Genomic DNA, 19,810 nt, shown 5'->3' with positions numbered 1-19,810 from the left:
CACATCTCAGTCCAACCACACCTGCGCGGGCAGGTCCCAGCGCTCGAGTTCGCCGAGAACCAGATCCGTGATCCGCTGCCGATCCGGAATCGCCAGCGGATCAAGGCCGGCGAAGCACAGGGTGACGACGCCGGGCGTCCGGGACGACCACGCGCTGACGCCGCCGCCCGCCGCCGCCAACTGCGCGGCCGACGCGCCGACAGTCGTCGACCGCATCGCCACCGGCCCCGTCGTCGCGCCGCCTAGTGTCGCGAACGACGACGGCAGGTCGCCCAATGCCGACGCGAGACACAGCGGAGTCCCCGCACCCGCGGCGAGCCGCCGGACGACTGCGTCCGGCAGCGCTTGGGCGACGACGACCGTCGAAACGAACGGGTCGACGTCTCGTTCTCTGCGGACGTACGCCGCTTTGCACGATGCCCGCAACTCAGAGAGATCGTCATATCGGTCGTCTGACACCGTCACATCCGCGGTCGCGGCCGACGACGCGTTCGACCGCAGGTCGTCCTCGCCTCGAGTCGACACCGGCAGATTGATCTGCACGGCGTCACCGGTCGCCACGCGCCCCGACCGTTCGAGCACACCGAGCACAAGCGCCACGAACAGCGTGTTCGGTGTACCGTCCGCTCCCCGTGCGGTCGCGTCGAAGAGATCCGAATCCACGGTGACGGCGATCGTTGGACACGTGAACGGTACGTCGTCGGCCGTCGGCCTGGGTTCCCGCGCCGCGCTCGGCCCCCTGTTCCGGAACAGTTCGCGTGCGGCCGAGACCGTTGCTCGGCTCAGGCTCAGCGCGTCGGCGACAGGACGTCCGCCGTCGACGTCCAGGGGCCGCGGACATCCACGAACAGCTTCGTCGACCGCGGCGAGGATCGCACCCCCGTCCGCGACGACATGGGAGAACACCAGCGAGACCAGCACCCGACCGTCACTGGTCGGCGCCGCAGTCAGCCTCCACGACGGCCCCGCGACGCTGTCGACGGGCGCCTCGAGCTGTGTCCGTGCCCAGTCGCCCTCTCCACCCGGGCGGACCTGAAGTTCCGACGTCGCGACGACTCCCGCGTCGGGCGTGAATCTCCAGAGATCGCGCGTCGGGCCTGCGGTCCGCACCGCCAGCCTCGACAGTCTTCCTGCGCGCAGGCCGTCGCCGAGCCGATTCACCAGGTCGGCGTCGACGTCGGACTCGAGGCGCCACACCACCTGGTTGACAACCGGGAGGTCGACGACGCGTTCCATCACCAAGAACAGGTTGTCGTCGGCGGTCAGTCGCCCCGCAGCGTCTCCGGTCACCGCTGGTCCACCGACGCCAGCACGTCGCCGAGTGTGTCGAAGTACTTCGCGACAGACGCCTCGGCGATCGGATTGTCCGGCCGCTGGGTGGCCGCGAACAGCCCGTCGTCGGTCCGACTGATCCAGATGGACGCGTGGTCGGTGACGCCCTCCCCGGTGAAGATCAATGCTTCCCGCAGGCGGTCGGCCGCCGGGAACCACCGGAAGTCGAGGTACGAGACCATCTGGGGGTTGGTGATCACCGACGGGTCCAGGACCCCCTTGCCGATCAGCACTCCGAGAGCGCCGTGGACCGGGTCAGCGGACATCTCCTTCGCCACCGCCAGTCCACGCGCCGCGTCTGGAAGGACGTCGGCGAGATCGTCGGTACGGACGTCGAATGCGACCGGGACGAAATTGATGTACCACCCCTGCGCGGCGACGTGATCACCATGTCGTGTGCTCAGCACGGTCGCCGTCAGGTAGCGCTCTCGCCCCACCAGCCTCCGTTCGGTGACGCCGAGTGCCGCGAACACGAGCGCCGACAGCCCGCTGCCTGACGCCTTCGCCCAGCCGGAGAGTCGCTCGGCGAGATCTGCGTCGGCGATCCGGACCTGATCGATCCGCACCGGCTCCGCCCGCCCGTCGACGATGCCGAGATCGAGGGGGAACGACGGTATCGCCGGGGTGGCCCCGCCGAGGATCGACTCCCAGCGTTGAACCGACTCCGTCTCGGTCGTCATCCCTGCGGCACGGGCGTATTCGGACGCAGTGTGCTCAATGTGGCTCGCGCCGACGACGGGCCGTGGTCCGTCGTCTCCGTGATACCGCGACAGGATCTCGGCGAGGCCGATCGCCTGCGAGCTGGCGTCGCCGAACGCGTGATCTATCGCGAAGTAGAAGTCGAACGAATCGTCGTGTGCCACCGCTCCGAATGCGACTGCGGGGAACACGTCGAACACGGCTGTTGCGGGCAGGCGCCGGTGCAGGTGATCGATCGGATCGGTGCCCTGCGGCAACAGATGCGGCGCCACTTCGATGTCGGATGCGTCGACCAGTCCGCGCTTCACGTCATCGCCGTCGAAACGAAACGTCGATCGCCACCCGTCGTGATCTCGGAGAAACCCGTTCAGGGCCGCCGTCATCCGGTCGAGATCGAGGACTTCGGGGACCGGGACCGTCGCGCAGGTGAAGGCGTGATGCTCTCGGCCTGCCAGGCGGTCGGCTCGAACGGCGACGATGTGGTCCCGTTGCAGGAACGACGGGCCCACCGGGTGCGGATGAGCTGCCCGGCCCGCGTCCACGGTGGCGTCGGTCGGCGTCCAGTCGACGACAGTTCCCGTGGCCGGTCGCCATTCCCGTCCGGCTGCGATCCTCACTGGACGATCCGGACGGGACGACCGAGCGCTGCATCGCCGGTCTCGACGACTTCGCTGAGGACGGCGGCGAACTCGGCGACGAAGGCGTGGACCGACGACGCGGCGATCTCGTTGTTCGGGTACCGCATCGACAGGTTGAGTCCGCCCGCAGCGCGGTTGATCCACAGGTACACCTCGGAGCCGCTGCGGACACGGCTTCGGAGGGCTCGCTCGTGTTCGGTCCAGGCGTCGGCGCCCGGGACCGCGCGTCCGTCGACGAAGGAGACCACGAACTCCGGCGCTCCCGGGACGTCGAGAATGCTTGTCACCCGTGGAAGCGAGAAGGGGACGACATCCCGGTTGGCGCGGATCGCGGCCGACGTGCCCCCGATCGTCTCGCCGAACGACGCTGCATGTCCGATCGGGTCGTCGACGGGCATCACACCGACGAACCAGCCTGCCGCGACGGCGAACTCGGGAGCATTGCGCGTGTGCATCGGCATGATGAACCGCAGCCCGTCTGCGCCGAGCCGACCGAGCGCGGTCTTGACCGCGCTGAGGAATCCACTGGTCTGCGAACCGCCGAATCCCTTCGCCGCAGCGACGAACGCCTCAGTTGCGTCGTCGTCTAGCAGCCATCTCGACAGGCTCGCCTGGAAGTCGGGGGCCGTGTCCCCAGTCGGGCGGCTGACCGGGAGCGGGAACGCAGGAAGTCTGCGGTCTGCGCCGAGGAACCCCGCCCACCGCTGGACCACAGGGTGATCATGGTCGAGTGCGTCGTCGACCGCGCGTTCGAAGGCGCTGAAGTCGACGTACGACCCCACCGGCGGCAGGAGCGGCGCACGGCCCTGCACCCGGGCCCGGTAGAGCTCGGTGAGCTCGGCGATCGCGATGACCTGCGTGTACGCGTCCATCACGGCGTGATCTGCGGCGAACACCACGGTGAACCAGGGTGATGCGGGGGCTGGTTCGACGGTGACGACCGCCAGATGGGGCCACCGGACCGCGGACACGACATCGGCGAAGAAGGTCTCGATCCGGCTGCAGATCTCGGCGCTTCCGCGCGGCTCCGGTGCGCGCCGCGCCTCAACGGTGATCGCGTCTGCGGGCACTGTGGCGCGCGTGAAACCGCGACCACCGACGGCGGGGACCGCGGTGGTGCGGTAGGCCTCGTGACGAGCGATCCACTCACCAATCACCGCACCGAAGGCATCCGTGTCGAGGGGTTCCTCAACGCGGAAGGCGGTGCCGATCCACGAGCCCGCAGCCGCCTCGGGAGCATTGGTCGCGCACGCCACATGTGCCTCATGGTCTGTCGAGAGCGGCCGGTGATCGTTTCGCCATGCGTCGGCGTGCGCTGTCGGCACCCAGCCGATCGTCTGACCGCCGTGCAGCGGGTAGTCGGCGAGTTCGCTGTACTCCATTGTGTCCCCCTCGTGAGTCTGGCCCGGATCTAGAGAGATTCGCGAGTTCTCGCGGCCCCCTGAGAAAGGATCTACTCCTCGACGAAGCGTCGTTTCAAGACTCGTGACAGGCGTCATCGGGCCGCCGATGAAGTCCTGGAGATCACAGTCGGTGCGCCCTCGCGACAGCCTTCCGCAACGTGTGCACACATCACCGGAGACGGCCATCGGAGCAGGTGAACGGCCCGGAGCATCGTCTGATCGGACGACATTCGGCGCGGTGACTGTTCTGCTCGCCGCGCGCAGAACGGGCCAGGTCGGCAACCGAGGTGCTCGGTGGCCATGTCCCGTTAACAAAGAATTATCGGTACTCGGCACACAAAAAGGCGCCTCCCGCTTCACGCGGGAGGCGCCTTGTGCAGCTACTGCTCGAACCAGACCTGGATCAGGCCTCGTCGAGGAAGTTGCGCGACACGGCCGGGTCGACGGGCACACCGGGGCCGGTGTTGGTCGAGACGGTGACCTTCTTGATGTAGCGGCCCTTGGCTGCCGACGGCTTCGCACGCATGATCTCGTCGTACGCGGCGCCGTAGTTCTCGGCGAGCTTGGCAGCGTCGAACGACGCCTTGCCGATGACGAAGTGCAGGTTCGCTGCCTTGTCGACGCGGAAGTTGATCTTGCCGCCCTTGATGTCGTTGACGGCCTTGGTCACGTCGTTGGTGACGGTGCCCGTCTTCGGGTTCGGCATCAGGCCACGCGGTCCGAGGACACGCGCGATACGGCCGACCTTGGCCATCTGGTCCGGCGTCGCGATCGCGGCGTCGAAGTCGAGCCAGCCGCCCTGGATCTTCTCGATCAGGTCCTCTGCGCCGACCTCGTCTGCGCCTGCAGCGGCGGCCTCGGTGGCCTTGTCGCCTGCGGCGAACACGATGACGCGCGCGGTCTTACCGGTGCCGTGCGGCAGGTTGACGGTGCCGCGGACCATCTGGTCGGCCTTGCGGGGATCGACGCCGAGACGGACGGCGACCTCGACGGTGGCGTCGGTGTTCTTCGACGACGTCTCCTGTGCGAGCTTCACAGCCTCCAGCGGACTGTAAAGGTTGTCGCGATCGATCTTCTCAGCTGCGGCCACATAGGCCTTGCTCTTCTTGCTCATGCTCTGTTCCTTCTCCCCGCACGGGGCGGGAGTTAGTGGTTAATGGGCCGAGCACGGCCCTCCCACGGATGTTCTGGTGGTGCGATCCGAGTCGGGATCAGCCTTCGACGACGATGCCCATCGAGCGGGCGGTGCCTGCGATGATCTTCGCTGCTGCGTCGATGTCGTTGGCGTTCAGATCCTCGGCCTTGGTCTTCGCGATCTCGCGGACCTGGTCCATCGACACCTTGCCGACCTTGTCGGTGTGCGGCACGCCCGAGCCCTTCTGGAGGCCTGCGGCCTTCAGCAGCAGCTTGGCTGCCGGCGGGGTCTTGAGCTTGAAGTCGAACGAACGGTCTTCGTACACGAAGATCTCGACCGGGATGACGTTTCCACGCTGGGATTCCGTCGCGGCGTTGTACGCCTTGCAGAACTCCATGATGTTGACGCCGTGCTGACCGAGAGCCGGACCCACGGGCGGTGCCGGGTTGGCCTGGCCCGCCTGGATCTGGAGCTTGATGATCCCGGAGATCTTCTTCTTCTTGGGAGGCATATCCTCTTGTCCTTTTTCCTACAGATCCGCGCACGCTGGATACGCGGAAGTCATTGCACGCTTGGCGGTGAGGCCTGTCAGATCTTCTCGACCTGGTTGAAGCCGAGCTCGACCGGAGTCTCGCGGCCGAAGATCGACACCAGGACCTTCACCTTGCGCTGTTCGGTGTTGACCTCGCTGATGGAGGCCGGCAGGGTCGCGAACGGGCCGTCCATGACGGTCACCGACTCGCCGACCTCGAAGTCGACCTCGACGAGGTTCGACGCGGCGGCTGCGGCAGCCTCGACGCTTTCGCCCGCCTCTGCGGCGGCCTTCGCGGCCTGCGCCTTGCGGACCTCGGCTCGCGGAAGCAGGAACTGAAGGACTTCCTTCAGCGACAGCGGCGACGGACGCGAGGTCATGCCGACGAAACCGGTGACACCCGGGGTGTTGCGCACTGCGCTCCACGACTCGTCGTTGAGTTCCATGCGGACCAGGATGTAGCCGGGAAGGACCTTGCGGTTGACCTTCTTCTGCTGGCCGTTCTTGATCTCGGTGACCTCTTCGGTCGGAACTTCGACCTGGAAGATGTAGTCGCCGACGTCGAGGTTCTGAACACGGGTCTCGAGGTTGGTCTTGACCTTGTTCTCGTAGCCCGCGTACGAGTGGATGACGTACCACTCGCCGGGCGCGCGGCGCAGTTCAGCCTTGAGCTGGGCGACAGGGTCGATGTCGGCTTCCGGCTCCGGCGTTGCGGCGGTCTCGGGCGTGGCGTCCTGCGTGGTCTCGTCAGGCGTCACGTCACCGACCTCCGGCGATTCGATGTCGTTCTCCGGGGTGCTCACTGCGCCCAACTCCTTCATTGCTCACCCGGGCCGTCGGCCCGTCAGTACTACGGGGTGTGCCCCCGCAGTGTCGCGGGCGCAAACGCCCGCTCTCGCACGTGTCAGCCGAATACGAGAAGCGCGAGCTTCGCGAATCCGATGTCCAACCCGGCGATGATCGCTGTCACGACCACCAGGAACGCGAGGACGGCGATCGAGTAGTTGACCATCTCGCTGCGCGTCGGCCACACGACCTTGCGCATTTCGCTGATGACCTGCTTGAGGAACGCCCAGATGCGCACAAACGGGTTGCGGCTCGTCGACGCACCGGTGTCGGTGCTGCGAGACGAAGTCGCGACCGTCGTCGATGCGGCTTCCGCGCGACGTCCACGTGCCGAACGCTTACCGCTCGGACGAAGCTCGTCGTCGGCCCGGATGTCGTCGACCTCGATCGCGTCGTCGACGTCGCCAGCCTTGCGATCCCGCTTGGCCACCTTCTCACCGATCCCTTCGTATGCAAACTGCCCGAGGGCAGGGGCGACAGGACTTGAACCTGCAACCTGCGGTTTTGGAGACCGCTGCTCTGCCAGTTGAGCTACGCCCCTTTGTACCGGACTCAGGCCCGATACGGTCGTCGCTTACAAAACCAACGCGCCACCCTCAGGGCAGCGCGGAAGTCTGTGAAAGCTCAGACTCACCTAGTGTAGAGCAAACCTGCGGTCGGCCCCAACTCGGCTGTCGATCAAGCGAACTGAACGAGCGCCTGCGCGCGTCCGAAGATCTTTCGGTCGCCCTGTTTCGCGACGAGTGCGATCACTCCGCGACGTGTCTCAGGATCGAGGGACCGGACCTTTCCGGTGAACTCGACCTCGGCGTATCCGACCGGCGGAACGTACACGGGGCTGGTGAAGCGGACGTTGAATTCGTAGATGGCGGCCGGGTCTCCGACGAAGGAGCTGACGACGCCGGCAGCCAGCCCCATCGTCTGCATGCCGTGCGCCACCGGCTGTTCGAGATCGATCGCACCTGCCACCTCGGGCGAGAAGTGAATCGGGTTCGGATCACTGGCGACGCCGGCGTAATTGACCAGGTTGCCGAGGGTCAGCACCTTCGTCACCGCGGGAAGCTCCTGCCCGACGGTCAACGAGTCGAAGTCGACGGCCCCGTACGGCTTCGGTTCGACCTGCGGGTCCGGGTCGGAGTACCTCGCGAACGGCCCGAACACCGTCTGTGCCGTGCGCGGTTCGTTGTCGACCTTCATCATCACGTGCTCGAGCTTGTCGAGCATCGCCGGGTCCGCTTCGACCGACGGTCGCGCCACCACGGAGGTGAACGTGGTCATCACCGGCTCATCGTGCTGGTTCCAGACGATGTTCTTCGTGACCATCATGTCGGTGCCCATCGACTGCCGGAACGACTCCAACGACACGTCGCAGATCAACCTGTCGCCGACCTTGATCGGCTGATGGAACACCAGTCGTTGGTCGGTCTGCATCACTTGCCACACGTCGTACCCGGTGACCACCTCTTCGAAGAGACGTCGCTGAGCGATGATGCCGAGCACGGAGATGAAGGTCGGAGCCGCGATGAGCGAATCGTGGCCGAGCTCGGCAGCCTTCAGCTCGTCCCAGTGCACAGGGTGGTCGTCCTGCACTGCACGCGCGTGCTTGCGGATCTCCTCACGGCCGACCTCGTAGTAGTCGTCGACCGTATAGCTGTAGCCGACGACCGACTTGGAGTGCGCCGCGATCTCCTCCGGCGTCATCTTGGTCGCGATCTGCTGCGTCATCTGGTGAACACTCCTCACACGCCCCCCCCGCGGGCCGTCTCACAACACCGCGGCCTTCGGGCTGGGCCTGCGGCGGACACAAGGTCTCATCTCACAAACGGATCGATACTCGATCGTTATATACGATTGTCACTCCCCCATGGAGTGCAAACAAAATCAAGCGGGCCACCTCACATGGAGGTGGCCCGCTTGAAGGGGTCTGTATCACGTCACGCGCAGGCGCGACGAAGAGTCAGCGCGACTCCTTGTGAGCCTCGTGCTTACCGCAGTTCGGGCAGAACTTCTTCAGCTCGAGACGATCGGGGTCGTTGCGACGATTCTTCTTGGTGATGTAGTTGCGGTGCTTGCACACCTCGCATGCCAAGGTGATCTTCGGCCGCACATCGGTTGAGGAAGCCACTTTGTTTGCCTACTTTCGCGTCTAGCTTGTAATCGGGCCCGTATCGCGACCCAGGCTCTGGGCCGGGGCGTGCACCGGGTGTTCGATGTGTAGCGGTGGGGGGACTCGATCCCCCGACCTCACGATTATGAGTCGTGCGCTCTAACCAGCTGAGCTACACCGCCCTGTCGGTCCCACAACTCGCGAAGCGAAACCAGCGAGCCCCCTGACGGAATCGAACCGTCGACCTTTTCCTTACCATGGAAACGCTCTACCGACTGAGCTAAGGGGGCGTGCCTCACTACCCGACGACATGTCGTCGCCGTGACGTAAGAGCCTCAACGAGGTTACACACAAGCAGGTCCGATAACCAAAACCGCTGGTCAACTGTCCTACATGCGGGTACCGCGTCAGTGGCAGATACAGGATTCGAACCTGTGTAGCTTGCGCGACGGATTTACAATCCGCTCCCTTTGGCCGCTCGGGCAATCTGCCATTGCGCTGCCCGAAGGCAACGGGAGAAAGAATACAACGAACCTCCCACCACCGCACAAACGCGCAGTTCAGAGACGGTGTAGTGTGCCCAGCATGGCTGATTCTTCGTTTGACGTCGTGAGCAAGGTCGACCGCCAGGAGGTCGACAACGCACTGAACACCGCAGGCAAGGAGCTCTCGCAGCGATACGACTTCCGCGGCACCAACACCACCATCGCCTGGTCCGGCGAGGAGAAGATCGTGATCACCTCCGACACCGAGGAGCGGGCCCTCGCGGGTCTCGAGGTGTTCAAGGAGAAGCTGATCCGCCGGGACATCTCCCTCAAGGCGTTCGACGCCGGCGAGCCCGTCGGCTCCGGCAAGACGTTCAAGATCTCCGGCGACATCGTCCAGGGCATCGACTCCGAGCACGCCAAGAAGATCTCCAAGAAGATCCGCGACGAAGGCCCGAAGGGTGTCAAAGCGCAGATCCAGGGCGACGAACTCCGCGTCTCGTCCAAGAAGCGCGACGACCTTCAGGCGATCATCGCCCTCCTCAAGGGCGAGGACTTCGGCATCGCTCTCCAGTTCGTCAACTACCGCTAGTCCGCCCGTGACGCCGCGCTGAAGCGTGGGCGGGGATTCTCACTCCTCGGCAGTCCTCGCGGGCTCGCCTAGCGGCTCGCGCGCTGTGGAGGGCTCGTCGTGACAATCCCCGCCCACGCTTCAGTGCTCGCTTCACCGCGAGTGCCCTCGGCTACCCAGGATTGACGATCAGAACGACTGTCCCTGATCGCGGGCCATCTGCTCCAGGCGGGCGATGCGCTCGGCGGTGGGTGGGTGCGTGGAGAAGAGACGTGAGAGCTTCTCACCGGCCCGGAACGGGCTCTCGATCATCAGATGCGACTGCGACGTCAGATCGGGCGTCGGCGGCAGCGGAGCCGACGCGATCCCGCCCGAGATCTTGCCGAGCGCCGAGGCCAGCGCCAGCGGGTCGTTCGTCAGTTCCGCGCCCGAGGCGTCGGCCTGGAACTCCCGAGACCGTGACACGGACATCTGGATGACGCTCGCGGCGATCGGTCCCAGCAACGAGACCAGAATCATGGCGAGCGGGTTCGGACCGTTGTCCCGGTTACCGCCGAACATGCCCATCCACATCGCCATGTTCGCCAGTCCGGTGATGACGGCTGCCATCGCGCCCGCCACAGAGCTGATCAGGATGTCGCGGTTGTAGACGTGCGACAGTTCATGACCGAGCACCGCGCGGAGCTCCCGTTCGGTGAGGAGTTCCATGATGCCGCTCGTGCAGCAGACGGCGGCGTTCTTCGGGTTGCGTCCGGTCGCAAACGCGTTCGGTGATTCCGTCGGGCTGATGTAGAGCGCGGGCATCGGTTGATGTGCCTGCGTGGCGAGCTCACGGACGATCCGATACAGCGCGGGGGCCTGCACCTCGGTGACGGGCTGCGCGTGCATGGCCTTCAACGACAGCTTCGCGCTGTTGAAGTACGCGTACGCGTTCGTTCCGACCGCCAACAGCACCGACACGAACAGGATCGTCGTGTTCTGGAAAGCAGCACCGATACCGACGATGATCGCCGACATCAGACCCATCAACGCAGCAGTCTTGAGCCCGTTGAAATGCACGCCAGCCTCCTATGGTTCCTTTGAGACGTTCATACACTCAAACGCTCAAGCGACGGAGAAAAGTTCCAGACGCAACCATCGACGGCGTCCGACGTCAGCCGATCCGTTCCACGGTGTACCGCACCAGCGACGCGAAGGCGTTGTTGGCATCACCGGCGGGCAGGGTGGCGAGGAGGCCGTTCGCCTCGTCGGCCATCTCCTGCAGCTTGGCGCGCGCCGCGACCATGCCGTCGGACGCCACCAGCAGGTGAAGCGCCTCGGTCACCTCGGCGTCGTCGGTCAGCGGACGGGCGGCGCCTGTGTCGGCGTCGACCAGCAGTTCGCGCAGACGGACCGAGTCCGGCCCGTCGCCCTGCAGCGCGTAGATGACCGGCAGCGTGTGGACACCCTCCCGGAGGTCGGTGCCGGGCGTCTTGCCAGAGTCGCCGGTGACAGACGCGATGTCGATGACGTCGTCGGACACCTGAAACGCCGTGCCGATGATGTCGCCGAGACGCTGCAGGGTGGCTGCGCGCTCCGAGTCGGCGCCCGCGGACATTGCGCCGAAGCGTCCCGCCGAGGCGATCAACGACCCCGTCTTCTCCCACACCACCCGCAGGTAGTGCTCCACCGGATCTCGGCCCTGAGCGCCGACGGTCTCGCGCATCTGGCCGGTCACCAGTTCGGCGAACGTGTCGGCGATGATCCGCACCGCGTCCGGGCCGAGCGTCGACACGAGGTGCGACGCGCGAGCGAACAGGAAGTCGCCCGCGAGGATCGCGACCGAGTTCGACCACCGGGCATTCGCGGACTGCGCACCGCGGCGCAGCGGAGCCTCGTCCATCACGTCGTCGTGGTAGAGCGTCGCCAAGTGCGTCATCTCGATGACGGTGGCCGACGTGATGACGTCGTTGTTCTCCGGGTCGGGTCCGAAGTGCGATGAGAGGATCGCGAACATGGGACGGAAACGTTTGCCGCCCGCTTTGGCGAGGTGAGTCGCGGCCTCGGTGAGGATCTCGTCGCCCGACGAGAGTTCACTCAGCAACAGATCCTCGACGCGGGCCAGTGATGTCTGCACCTGCGTTGCGAACTCGTCTGCGCCGAGGTCCAGTCCGGCGAATGTGGACTTCACGGGTGTCGTGCCCCATCTCGTCTTCTCGGGTCGCCGCGTGTTCGGCGAGAGGTCGATGACACCGCCCACCCTATCGTCCGACTCCGCCCGACATACTGGTCGGGTGACGAGCGCAACCCCCGGTGACCACCACGGCCCCAGCGGTCTCCCCTCCGACGCCGACCTCCTTGTCGTCGGCGCAGGTCCCGCAGGCGCGGCGGCGGCGGCGCACGCGGCTCGACGTGGACTCGACGTCGTCCTGTTGGACGCCGCCACGTTCCCCCGCGACAAGACCTGCGGCGACGGCCTCACGCCGCGCGCCTATTCGGCGATGCAGCATCTCGGCATGGGCGATTTCCTCGCCGATCGCCCGGTGATCCGCGGCCTCGAACTGAACGGCTGGGGCCGACGCCAGCAGGTCGCCTGGCCGTCGTCGACGTTCGGCCCGGTCGGAAGCGCCGTGTCGCGGTGGGAGCTCGACGACGCGATCCGACGGTTCGCCGTCGCACGGGGCGCCCGAATGGTGGAGGGCACGAAGGCGGTCGGCGTCCAGATCACCGGCGGCCGGATCGAGTCGGTCACCGTCGAACGCGGTGGTGAGCGCTCGGCGATCGCGGTGCGAAACGTGATCGTCGCCGACGGCGTCCGATCAGGGCTCGGCAAGTCCCTCGGCCGCGAGTGGCATCGGGACACCGCATACGGGGTCGCTGCGCGCTCGTATGCCGCATCGGACCGGTCCGACGCGGAATGGATGGGTTCTCACCTGGAACTGCGCGGACCCGACCGCGAACTGCTGCCCGGGTACGGCTGGGTGTTCCCGCTCGGCGACGGAACCGTCAACGTCGGCGTCGGGGCACTCGCGACCGGAAGGCGTCCGGCGTCGATGGCGCTGAGGCCAGTCCTCGAACACTATGCGCGGATGGTGTCCGACGAATGGGTGCTGACGGGCACGCCGGAACGCATCGCATCCGCGTTGCTTCCGATGGGCGGCGCGGTCAGCGGCGTGGCAGGCGCGAACTGGATGCTGATCGGCGACGCCGCGGCATGTGTGAATCCTCTCAACGGAGAGGGCATCGACTACGCGTTGGAGACGGCGGAACTCGCAGTCGCGATGCTCGACGACGAAGCCGACTTCACCGCTGCCTGGCCGGAGTTGCTCCGTCGTGAGTACGGCCCAGTTTTCGCGGCCGCCCGGCGTGCGGCGGGCCTGCTGACCATGCCGAAGACGGTTCCCGTCCTCGGGCGTCCCGGGATCCGGTCGGCGGCCTTGATGTCGACCGTGGTCAGGGTGATGGGGAACCTCCTGACCGCCGACGACTCCGACCTCATCGCACGCGCCTGGCGCGGCGCGGGGACCGCCGCGTCACGATTCGAGTCGCGCCCGCCATTCTCCTGAGCCTGAGCCGTACCTCCACGCACTCGCGGACTTCGATGACGAACGCTGCATCCGACGACGCAGACCGACGCCTCGTTCGCAGCCGAGGCCTTCGTGAAGGCCGCGTCTGTAAATGGAGGTCGCGGCGGCGCCCTCCCTGCGGGAGCCGCCCAAAGGCGCCATGACCAGATCGAACTGGCCGATTCACGCTCAACCGGCCACCTCCCGTCGTCCCAAGCACCTTTTCGCCAGACCCACCCACAACGACACCGCACAACATCCTCGCGACCCTCACTGACAGACGCGGTCTTCAGGAAGGCCGCCTCTGTCAACGAAGCGTCGATCTACGTCGACGAAAGCCGCGGCCGTCAACGAAAGTCGCGAGCAACCGCAGAAGACGCGTTGACCAGCGACAAACCGGCCGATTCCGTTGCCCGCCTACGCCGGACGAATCGCGTGATGGATGGCTGCGATGCCGCCGGTCTGGTCGATCCAGCCGACGTCGGTGAAGCCCGCGGAGGAGATCAGCGACGCCAGGCCGTCCTGGTTCGGCCATTCGCGGATCGACTCCGCGAGATACACATAGGCGTCCGGGTTGCTCGACACCTTGGTGGCGACGGCTGGGAGCGCCTTCATCAGGTACTCCATGTAGACGGTCCGGAACGGCCGCCAGGTCGGCGTCGAGAACTCGCAGATCACCAGTCGTCCGCCAGGCTTGAGTACGCGCTTGAGCTCCGACAGCGCGAGCGGGACGTCGTTGACGTTGCGGAGGCCGAACGAGATCGTCGCGGCGTCGAACGACGCATCGGCGAACGGGAGATGCAGCGCGTCGGCCGCGACCTTCGGCACAGCGCGTCGGACACCTGCCCGGAGCATTCCGAGGGAGAAGTCCGCCGCGACGACGGTGGCCCCTGACGCGGCGAGTTCCGTCGTCGACACGGCGGTTCCGGCGGCGAGGTCGAGGACCACGTCGCGAGGGCGCAACGCGAGAGCACGGCGTGTGTTGCGACGCCAGAGACGGTCCTGGCCGAACGAGAGCACCGTGTTGGTGATGTCGTAGCGGCGAGCGACTCCGTCGAACATCTCGGCGACGTCGGCGGGCTGCTTGTCGAGACCGGCGCGGTGGGGACCAGTAGTCATGCCACCGAGACTATCCGCGGCGAGTGCGGCGTCCCACTTCGGCCACGGCGAGCATGAGCATGATCACGACGATCCATCCCGCGGCGACGATCGACACGGCCGGTTTGATCGACAGGTCGGCACCGCGACCCGCAGGCCTGGCGAGGGTGTCGGGATCGGTGGAGTCGTAGTCGACGAGGATACGCTGCCCTGTCGACAGTTGGGTCGGGTACAGGAGCCCGAGTTTCGGGTTCCGCAGCACGCCGTCGGGGGTCACGAAGTTGACCGCCGCATGGAGCCGATCGGCGGCGATCACCTCGGCGACCGCGGTCGCCTTGTTCGCATCGATCTTCGCGTCGTTCCGATAGGCGCCGGCGACGATGACCGCCCCGATGAGCGTCACGACGACGCCGAGCGCGGCGAGCGTGATCTGCACGCGCCTGACAAGGATCGGGGTCATGGGGTGAGAGATTACCCCGCCAGTCGAGCGAGGATGCGGTCGTGGACCGGTCGCAGACCTTCGCGGCTGGTCGCAACTTCGATCACTTCGATGCCGCCGTCGGGCGCGGGTTCGTCGAGCATCGCCCCGAGGTCGGAGAGGTTCGCGCGTCGATGACCGATGTGGAAGCCTGCGCACAACGCAGCGAGGTCCGTGCGGTGCGGCGTGCCGAAGATCCGGTCGTACACACCCGTGTAGTCACCGGTGTCGAACCGCGGATCACCCTGTTCGAGGAGGCTGAAGATCCCTCCACCGTCGTCGTTGGCGACCACGATGCGGAGGTTGTGCGGGCGTGGTTCAGCAGGTCCGATGACAAGGCCGGTCGCATCGTGGATGAATGTGAGGTCGCCCATCAGGGCGATGGTCCGGGCGTCGTCGTCTGCGGTGAGCGCTACGCCGACGGCGGTCGCGTTGGTGCCGTCGATGCCGGCGACACCCCGGTTCGACATGACTGCCACACCGTCGACCACCCGGCCGGTGAGCGCGACGTCGCGTACCGGATTCGACGCTCCGACCACCAGCCGGTCCCCTGAACGCAGGGCCGATGCCACGGTGCGGGCGACGTGCAGGCCGGTGGTGACGTCGGTGACGTCGAGTTCGGCGTCCACCGCCGCAACGACACGGTCGTGGACCTCGGCAGCCTGCGCCAACCAGTCGGTGTGTGGCGCGCCGGCAGGTTCGGCGCGGGTACCCGTCGCCCGGACGTTCCCGGACACGTCGGGCCACCGCGGACCTGTCGTGAGTGCGTAGACGTCCACGCCGGGGTCGGCGAGCAGTTTCGACACCGAACGGTGCAGCGTGGGCCGACCGCAGATGATGGCCTGCTGCGGTTTCAGTTCGCGCAGGGCCAGCGGGTGAAGCGGATTGGCGGGACGCGGAGCGGTCGGCTCCGCGACGGTCGGGAGGGCAGCGAGCTCGGGATGGACTCCGGATCCGTGCCCCGACACGACGACGGTGTCGCGCGTCAGGTCGATGTCGAGCGGGATCTCTAGTCGTCCGCCTGGCGAGTACGTCCACGGCTCACCGTCGGGACGGCCCGCGAACTTCCCGCCTGCCACATCGGCCAGATCCGCCGTCGGATCGTCCGACGCATCGGGGACGAGCGGCTCGCGGAGGGGGATGTCGAACTGGACGGGCCCGGGGTTGCCCGTGCGTGCTCCCCTCGCAGCCGCGACCACACGTCCGACCGCGGAACGCCACTGTGAGTTGGTGTCGAGGTCTTCCTCTGCGAGGCCGAGGCTGATCGCAGCTCGGACCTGGGTGCCGAAGATTCCGAACTGTTCGATCGTCTGGTTGGCGCCCGACCCGAGCAGCTCGTACGGCCGGTTGGCGCTCACGACGATCAACGGCACACGGGCGTAGTTCGCCTCGAACACTGCGGGGCTCATGTTGGCGACGGCGGTCCCGCTCGTCATGACGACGGGCACCGGCCTGCGGGACGCGACCGCAAGCCCGACCGCGAGGTATCCGGCAGACCGTTCGTCGATCCGCACATGCAGTCGGAGTCGTCCCTGCTGGTGGGCAGCGTGCAGAGCGAAGGCGAGCGGCGCGTTGCGCGAACCGGGACACAGGACCGCTTCGTCGATGCCGCTGCGGATCATCTCGTCGACGATCACGCGAGCCTGCAGAGTGGACGGATTCATAGCGTGAACCCTATTACCGTGAGCCCATGGGCTTTTATTCGGAGCGGGTGCTGCCGCGGATCATCACCAAGACGTGCGGGATGCCCGCGATGGACAAACTGCGTCGCGCCACATGCGAACCGCTGTCCGGCCACGTCGTGGAGATCGGGTTCGGCTCGGGGTTCAACGTCGGCCAGTATCCGGATTCGGTGCGGCGGGTCTCGGCGATCGAGCCCAGCGATGGCGGGTGGGCGTTGGCACACGACCGCGTCGCGTCGTCGTCGATTCCGATCGACCGCGCAGGACTCGACGGTCAGCGCCTCCCCTTCGACGACGACACGTTCGACTCCGCTCTCTCCACGTTCACCCTCTGCACGATCCCCGACCTGGCCTCGGCGCTCGCCGAGTTGCGCCGCGTGGTCCGGCCGGGAGGGGTGTTCGCGTTCCTCGAGCACGGGACCGCGCCCGACGACGGAGTCCGCCGCTGGCAGCGCCGACTCGAACCCGTTCAGAAGAGGCTCGGCGGCGGATGTCACCTGACCCGCGACATCCCGTCGATGATCACCGACGCCGGCTGGGACGTCACCGCCGTCGACGCGTTCTACGCGAAGGCATCGCCGAAGCCCTTCGGCGCGTTTGTGATCGGCTCCGCCCGAAATCCCTGAGCGAGTCGCGAAGGCACGCGCCCACGACCTGACCGCGGAGTGGCGCGCAGAAATGTCTCGCACCCTTCGTCACACATGTCGACTAACCTCGTGTCCATGAGTCGCGAATTCGACGTCGTCGTCTTCGGAGCCACGGGCTTCGTCGGCGAGCTGACCGCCCGTTACCTCGCCCAGCACGCGCCGTCCGGCACCCGCATCGCACTTGCCGGGCGTTCGGAGACCAAGCTCGCAGCGGTTCGGCGCAGGCTCGGCGAGAACGCGTCGGGTTGGCCGCTGATCGTCGCCGACTCGCAGTCGCCGTCGTCACTCGACTCGATGTGTGCACGCACCCAGGTGGTGTGCACCACGGTCGGCCCGTACTTGAAGTACGGCGAGAACTTGGTGATCGCCGCCGCCACCGCCGGCACCGATTACGTCGATCTCACCGGCGAAGTGCCGTTTGTGCGTTTCGCCATCGACAAGGCCGACGACACTGCCCGTTCCACGGGCGCGCGCATCGTCAACGCGTGCGGGTTCGACTCCATCCCGTCCGACATCGGCACCTACCTGCTGTACCGCCAGATCACCGAAGACGGCGAAGGCGAGATGACCGACACGACGATGGTCCTGACGTCTATGCGCGGAGCCGCCTCTGGCGGGACGATCGACTCGGTCCGAGTGATCACAGACCAGGCGAAGGACGCCCAGACCCGACGCCTGCTCCTCAATCCGCAGGCGCTCTCCGGCGGGCCCGGAGAGACGCCGCGGGCCGGCATCAACTCCGAGCCGAGCGACATCTCACCGGTGGACGCGCGCAAGGTCGACAAGTCGCTCCGCGGCACTTTGGCGCCGTTCTTCATGGCCTCGTTCAACACTCGCATCGTGCGAAGGTCCAACGCCCTCCGCGACGGCGCCTACGGCGACGGCTTCCGCTACCAAGAGACGATGGCGGTCGGCAGCGTCCCCGGCCTGTCCGCAGTCCTCGCGGGAGCGGTGTCGGTCGGCACCGGGCTGTTCCTCGGCGCGATGAGCCTGCGCCCCACTCGCAAGGTTCTCGACTGGGTGCTGCCGAAGCCAGGCGAAGGCCCGAACGAGAAGTCGCGCGAGGCCGGCCATTTCGTCACGCAGACGTTCACGCAGACCACCACCGGCCGGCGCTACCGCTCGCAGATGCGAGCGCACGGCGACCCCGGCTACAAGGCCACCGCCGTCATGCTCGGCGAAAGCGCATTGGCGCTCGCCCTCGACCGTGACAAGCTGCCGGACCGTGCCGGCGTCCTCACACCGAGCGTCGCCATGGGCGACGTCCTCATCGAGCGACTGCGCGCCGCAGGCTTCGTCGTCGAGGCTCACGCACTCGACGACTGATGGACGTCGCCTCGCTCGTCTCCGGCGAGTGGTACTTGGACAGTCCAGCGCTGCGCGCGCTGCGTGACGAGTGCGGAACTGCGATGGACGCGTTCAACGCGCTGGGCGCAGCCGACCACGCCGGCCGAGCCGCGGTGCTGCGCTCAGTGTTCGCCGAGTTCGGCGACGACGCCGAGATCGTTCCGCGTCTCCGCTGCAGCTACGGGTTCAACATCCGCGTCGGACGGGGAGCGTTCGTCAACGCGGACGCCTTCTTGATGGACGACGGCCCGATCACGCTCGGAGATCACGTCCGCATCGGCCCCTCCGCTGTGCTCGCCACTGCACTTCACCCGATCGACGACCACCGGCTCCGTCGAGAGGGCTGGGAGCGGACAGCTCCGATCATCATCGGCGACAACTGCTGGCTCGGCTCCAACGTGACCGTCGGCGCGGGCGTCACGATCGGCCGGAACACTGTCGTCGGTGCGGGCAGCGTTGTGGTGCGCGACCTGCCGGACCACGTCGTGGCCGTCGGATCGCCTGCCGTCCCTATCCGGGACCTGCCCACAGAGTGATCAGGCCTGACCCGGCTTCAGTTCGATGAAGAGTGCGTCCATGTCGGCGCAGAGGCGATCGCCGTCGTGCAGGGTGCCCTTGACGAACAGTTTTCGGCCGTCGCGACGCTCCACCCAGGTGCGCAGCGAGAGTGTGGTCTCGAGCGGAGTGAGCGAACGGTAGTTGACCGTCAGGTACGCAGTCCGGGAGACGCCGCCGATCTTCAGGGCCGCCGCCATGCCGCCGAGGTCGTCGAACGCGACTGCGACGTGACCGCCGTGCGCGACTCCGTTGCCACCGAGGTGGAATCGACGGAAGGTGACGGTCGCGTCGACGCCGTCGGGGCCGCCCGCACTGATCTCGTACGGCGGCAGCGTGATGTTGCCGCGCGAGGGAAGGTCGATGCGGGTGCCCGACGGGCTCGTCCACTCGTCGACGAGCATCGTGTCGAGCTTCGCGTTGAGCTTGACGAGGTCTTCGATCACCTCGTCGGCCAACGCGTGGGTCGGGCTCGCGTATCGGACCTTGTCCATGAAGCTGCGAACCTGTTCGATCATGTCGCCGTACGTCGGTCCACCGCGCTCGGTGGTGACCTGCAGGTCGGCGCGGAATCCGCCCTCGTGAGGCGAATCCTCCTTCGCCGGCACGTTCCAGTCCTGCTTCGAGATGTCCGTCATCGTCTCACCGTATCCGCACGACTGAACGCCCTCGCCGTCGGCCGGTCGCCGCATCCCCACGAATCGGGCACA

Annotated in this window: 20 protein-coding genes and 4 tRNA genes; 5 read left to right on the top strand and 19 right to left on the bottom strand. The window is 66.7% G+C overall.

The genetic code is table 11. The features are described from left to right. Positions 1-6: 6 nt before the first annotated feature. The 13 genes from GM1_RS06710 to GM1_RS06650 form a co-directional block, all read right to left on the bottom strand. Entirely contained in the window at positions 7-1,290 is a 1,284-nt protein-coding gene (locus tag GM1_RS06710) for a hypothetical protein (RefSeq protein WP_008377532.1), read from the bottom strand. Continuing rightward, positions 1,287-2,648 (bottom strand): condensation domain-containing protein, encoded by a 1,362-nt coding sequence (locus tag GM1_RS06705; protein ID WP_008377531.1) that lies wholly within the window; start codon positions 2,646-2,648, stop codon positions 1,287-1,289. Before GM1_RS06705 ends, GM1_RS06710 begins: the two co-directional genes overlap by 4 nt. After that, a complete protein-coding gene (locus tag GM1_RS06700; protein ID WP_008377530.1) occupies positions 2,645-4,051 on the bottom strand; it encodes a condensation domain-containing protein in 1,407 nt (468 codons plus the stop codon). The genes GM1_RS06705 and GM1_RS06700 overlap by 4 nt, the downstream gene beginning before the upstream one ends. Before the next feature lie 424 nt (positions 4,052-4,475). Further along, positions 4,476-5,186, bottom strand: a complete 711-nt coding sequence (gene rplA, locus GM1_RS06695; RefSeq protein WP_008377529.1) for a 50S ribosomal protein L1 — start codon at positions 5,184-5,186, stop codon at positions 4,476-4,478. Between the two features lie 97 nt (positions 5,187-5,283). Then, complete coding sequence (gene rplK, locus GM1_RS06690) at positions 5,284-5,718, bottom strand: 50S ribosomal protein L11 (protein ID WP_008377528.1); 435 nt, start codon at positions 5,716-5,718, stop codon at positions 5,284-5,286. A 77-nt stretch (positions 5,719-5,795) separates the two neighbouring features. After that, on the bottom strand, positions 5,796-6,542 hold the full coding sequence (gene nusG, locus GM1_RS06685) for a transcription termination/antitermination protein NusG (RefSeq protein WP_040519652.1): 747 nt from the start codon (positions 6,540-6,542) through the stop codon (positions 5,796-5,798). Between the two features lie 101 nt (positions 6,543-6,643). After that, entirely contained in the window at positions 6,644-7,015 is a 372-nt protein-coding gene (gene secE, locus GM1_RS06680; RefSeq protein ID WP_008377526.1) for a preprotein translocase subunit SecE, read from the bottom strand. 38 nt (positions 7,016-7,053) lie between these two features. Beyond that, a tRNA-Trp gene (locus GM1_RS06675) sits at positions 7,054-7,126 on the bottom strand. Between the two features lie 137 nt (positions 7,127-7,263). Then, positions 7,264-8,310 (bottom strand): fused (3R)-hydroxyacyl-ACP dehydratase subunits HadA/HadB, encoded by a 1,047-nt coding sequence (locus GM1_RS06670; protein WP_008377525.1) that lies wholly within the window; start codon positions 8,308-8,310, stop codon positions 7,264-7,266. Positions 8,311-8,542: 232 nt separating this feature from the next. Further along, positions 8,543-8,710, bottom strand: coding sequence for a 50S ribosomal protein L33 (rpmG, locus tag GM1_RS06665; RefSeq protein ID WP_008377524.1), 168 nt, complete (start codon positions 8,708-8,710; stop codon positions 8,543-8,545). A 90-nt stretch (positions 8,711-8,800) separates the two neighbouring features. After that, positions 8,801-8,874: transfer RNA gene (locus GM1_RS06660), tRNA-Met, on the bottom strand. A 35-nt stretch (positions 8,875-8,909) separates the two neighbouring features. After that, positions 8,910-8,982: transfer RNA gene (locus GM1_RS06655), tRNA-Thr, on the bottom strand. A gap of 121 nt (positions 8,983-9,103) precedes the next feature. Next, a tRNA-Tyr gene (locus tag GM1_RS06650) sits at positions 9,104-9,184 on the bottom strand. Between the two features lie 93 nt (positions 9,185-9,277). Here GM1_RS06650 and GM1_RS06645 point away from each other — a divergent pair. Next, complete coding sequence (locus GM1_RS06645; protein WP_040519631.1) at positions 9,278-9,769, top strand: YajQ family cyclic di-GMP-binding protein; 492 nt, start codon at positions 9,278-9,280, stop codon at positions 9,767-9,769. Positions 9,770-9,937: 168 nt separating this feature from the next. Here the strand turns inward: GM1_RS06645 and htpX are convergent, their stop codons facing one another. Further along, positions 9,938-10,807: a zinc metalloprotease HtpX gene (htpX, locus tag GM1_RS06640; RefSeq protein WP_008377522.1), complete on the bottom strand. Its 870-nt coding sequence runs from the start codon at positions 10,805-10,807 to the stop codon at positions 9,938-9,940. Positions 10,808-10,901: 94 nt separating this feature from the next. Further along, positions 10,902-11,987, bottom strand: coding sequence for a polyprenyl synthetase family protein (locus GM1_RS06635; protein WP_502907697.1), 1,086 nt, complete (start codon positions 11,985-11,987; stop codon positions 10,902-10,904). Positions 11,988-12,021: 34 nt separating this feature from the next. Between GM1_RS06635 and GM1_RS06630 the strand changes: the two genes are divergently transcribed. Then, positions 12,022-13,293, top strand: a complete 1,272-nt coding sequence (locus tag GM1_RS06630; RefSeq protein WP_008377520.1) for a geranylgeranyl reductase family protein — start codon at positions 12,022-12,024, stop codon at positions 13,291-13,293. Positions 13,294-13,710: 417 nt separating this feature from the next. On the opposite strand, the gene GM1_RS06625 is transcribed toward GM1_RS06630, so the two are convergent. The 3 genes from GM1_RS06625 to menD are packed head-to-tail and all read right to left on the bottom strand — an operon-like array spanning position 13,711 to position 16,533. Next, positions 13,711-14,412, bottom strand: a complete 702-nt coding sequence (locus GM1_RS06625) for a demethylmenaquinone methyltransferase (protein ID WP_008377519.1) — start codon at positions 14,410-14,412, stop codon at positions 13,711-13,713. Positions 14,413-14,422: 10 nt separating this feature from the next. Further along, positions 14,423-14,851: a hypothetical protein gene (locus GM1_RS06620; protein ID WP_008377518.1), complete on the bottom strand. Its 429-nt coding sequence runs from the start codon at positions 14,849-14,851 to the stop codon at positions 14,423-14,425. An 11-nt stretch (positions 14,852-14,862) separates the two neighbouring features. After that, positions 14,863-16,533 carry a 2-succinyl-5-enolpyruvyl-6-hydroxy-3-cyclohexene-1-carboxylic-acid synthase gene (menD, locus tag GM1_RS06615; protein ID WP_008377517.1) on the bottom strand — a complete coding sequence of 557 codons (1,671 nt, stop codon included), beginning with the start codon at positions 16,531-16,533 and terminating at the stop codon, positions 14,863-14,865. Positions 16,534-16,559: 26 nt separating this feature from the next. Between menD and GM1_RS06610 the strand changes: the two genes are divergently transcribed. From GM1_RS06610 to GM1_RS06600, 3 genes are all read left to right on the top strand, one after another. Continuing rightward, a complete protein-coding gene (locus GM1_RS06610; RefSeq protein ID WP_008377516.1) occupies positions 16,560-17,177 on the top strand; it encodes a class I SAM-dependent methyltransferase in 618 nt (205 codons plus the stop codon). Between the two features lie 96 nt (positions 17,178-17,273). Next, positions 17,274-18,524 carry a saccharopine dehydrogenase family protein gene (locus GM1_RS06605; RefSeq protein WP_040519629.1) on the top strand — a complete coding sequence of 417 codons (1,251 nt, stop codon included), beginning with the start codon at positions 17,274-17,276 and terminating at the stop codon, positions 18,522-18,524. After that, the gene (locus GM1_RS06600; protein WP_008377514.1) at positions 18,524-19,081 is read left to right on the top strand and encodes a sugar O-acetyltransferase; all 558 of its coding nucleotides are present in this window, start codon (positions 18,524-18,526) and stop codon (positions 19,079-19,081) included. The genes GM1_RS06605 and GM1_RS06600 overlap by 1 nt, the downstream gene beginning before the upstream one ends. On the opposite strand, the gene GM1_RS06595 is transcribed toward GM1_RS06600, so the two are convergent. Continuing rightward, the gene (locus GM1_RS06595; RefSeq protein WP_040519651.1) at positions 19,082-19,738 is read right to left on the bottom strand and encodes a PaaI family thioesterase; all 657 of its coding nucleotides are present in this window, start codon (positions 19,736-19,738) and stop codon (positions 19,082-19,084) included. Between the last annotated feature and the right edge of the window lie 72 nt (positions 19,739-19,810).

The organism is Gordonia malaquae NBRC 108250 (genome assembly GCF_000344135.1).
Lineage (GTDB): Bacteria > Actinomycetota > Actinomycetes > Mycobacteriales > Mycobacteriaceae > Gordonia > Gordonia malaquae.
The sequence above is the reverse complement of the archived record's forward strand: the minus strand, read 5'-3'. Positions and strand labels throughout refer to the sequence as shown.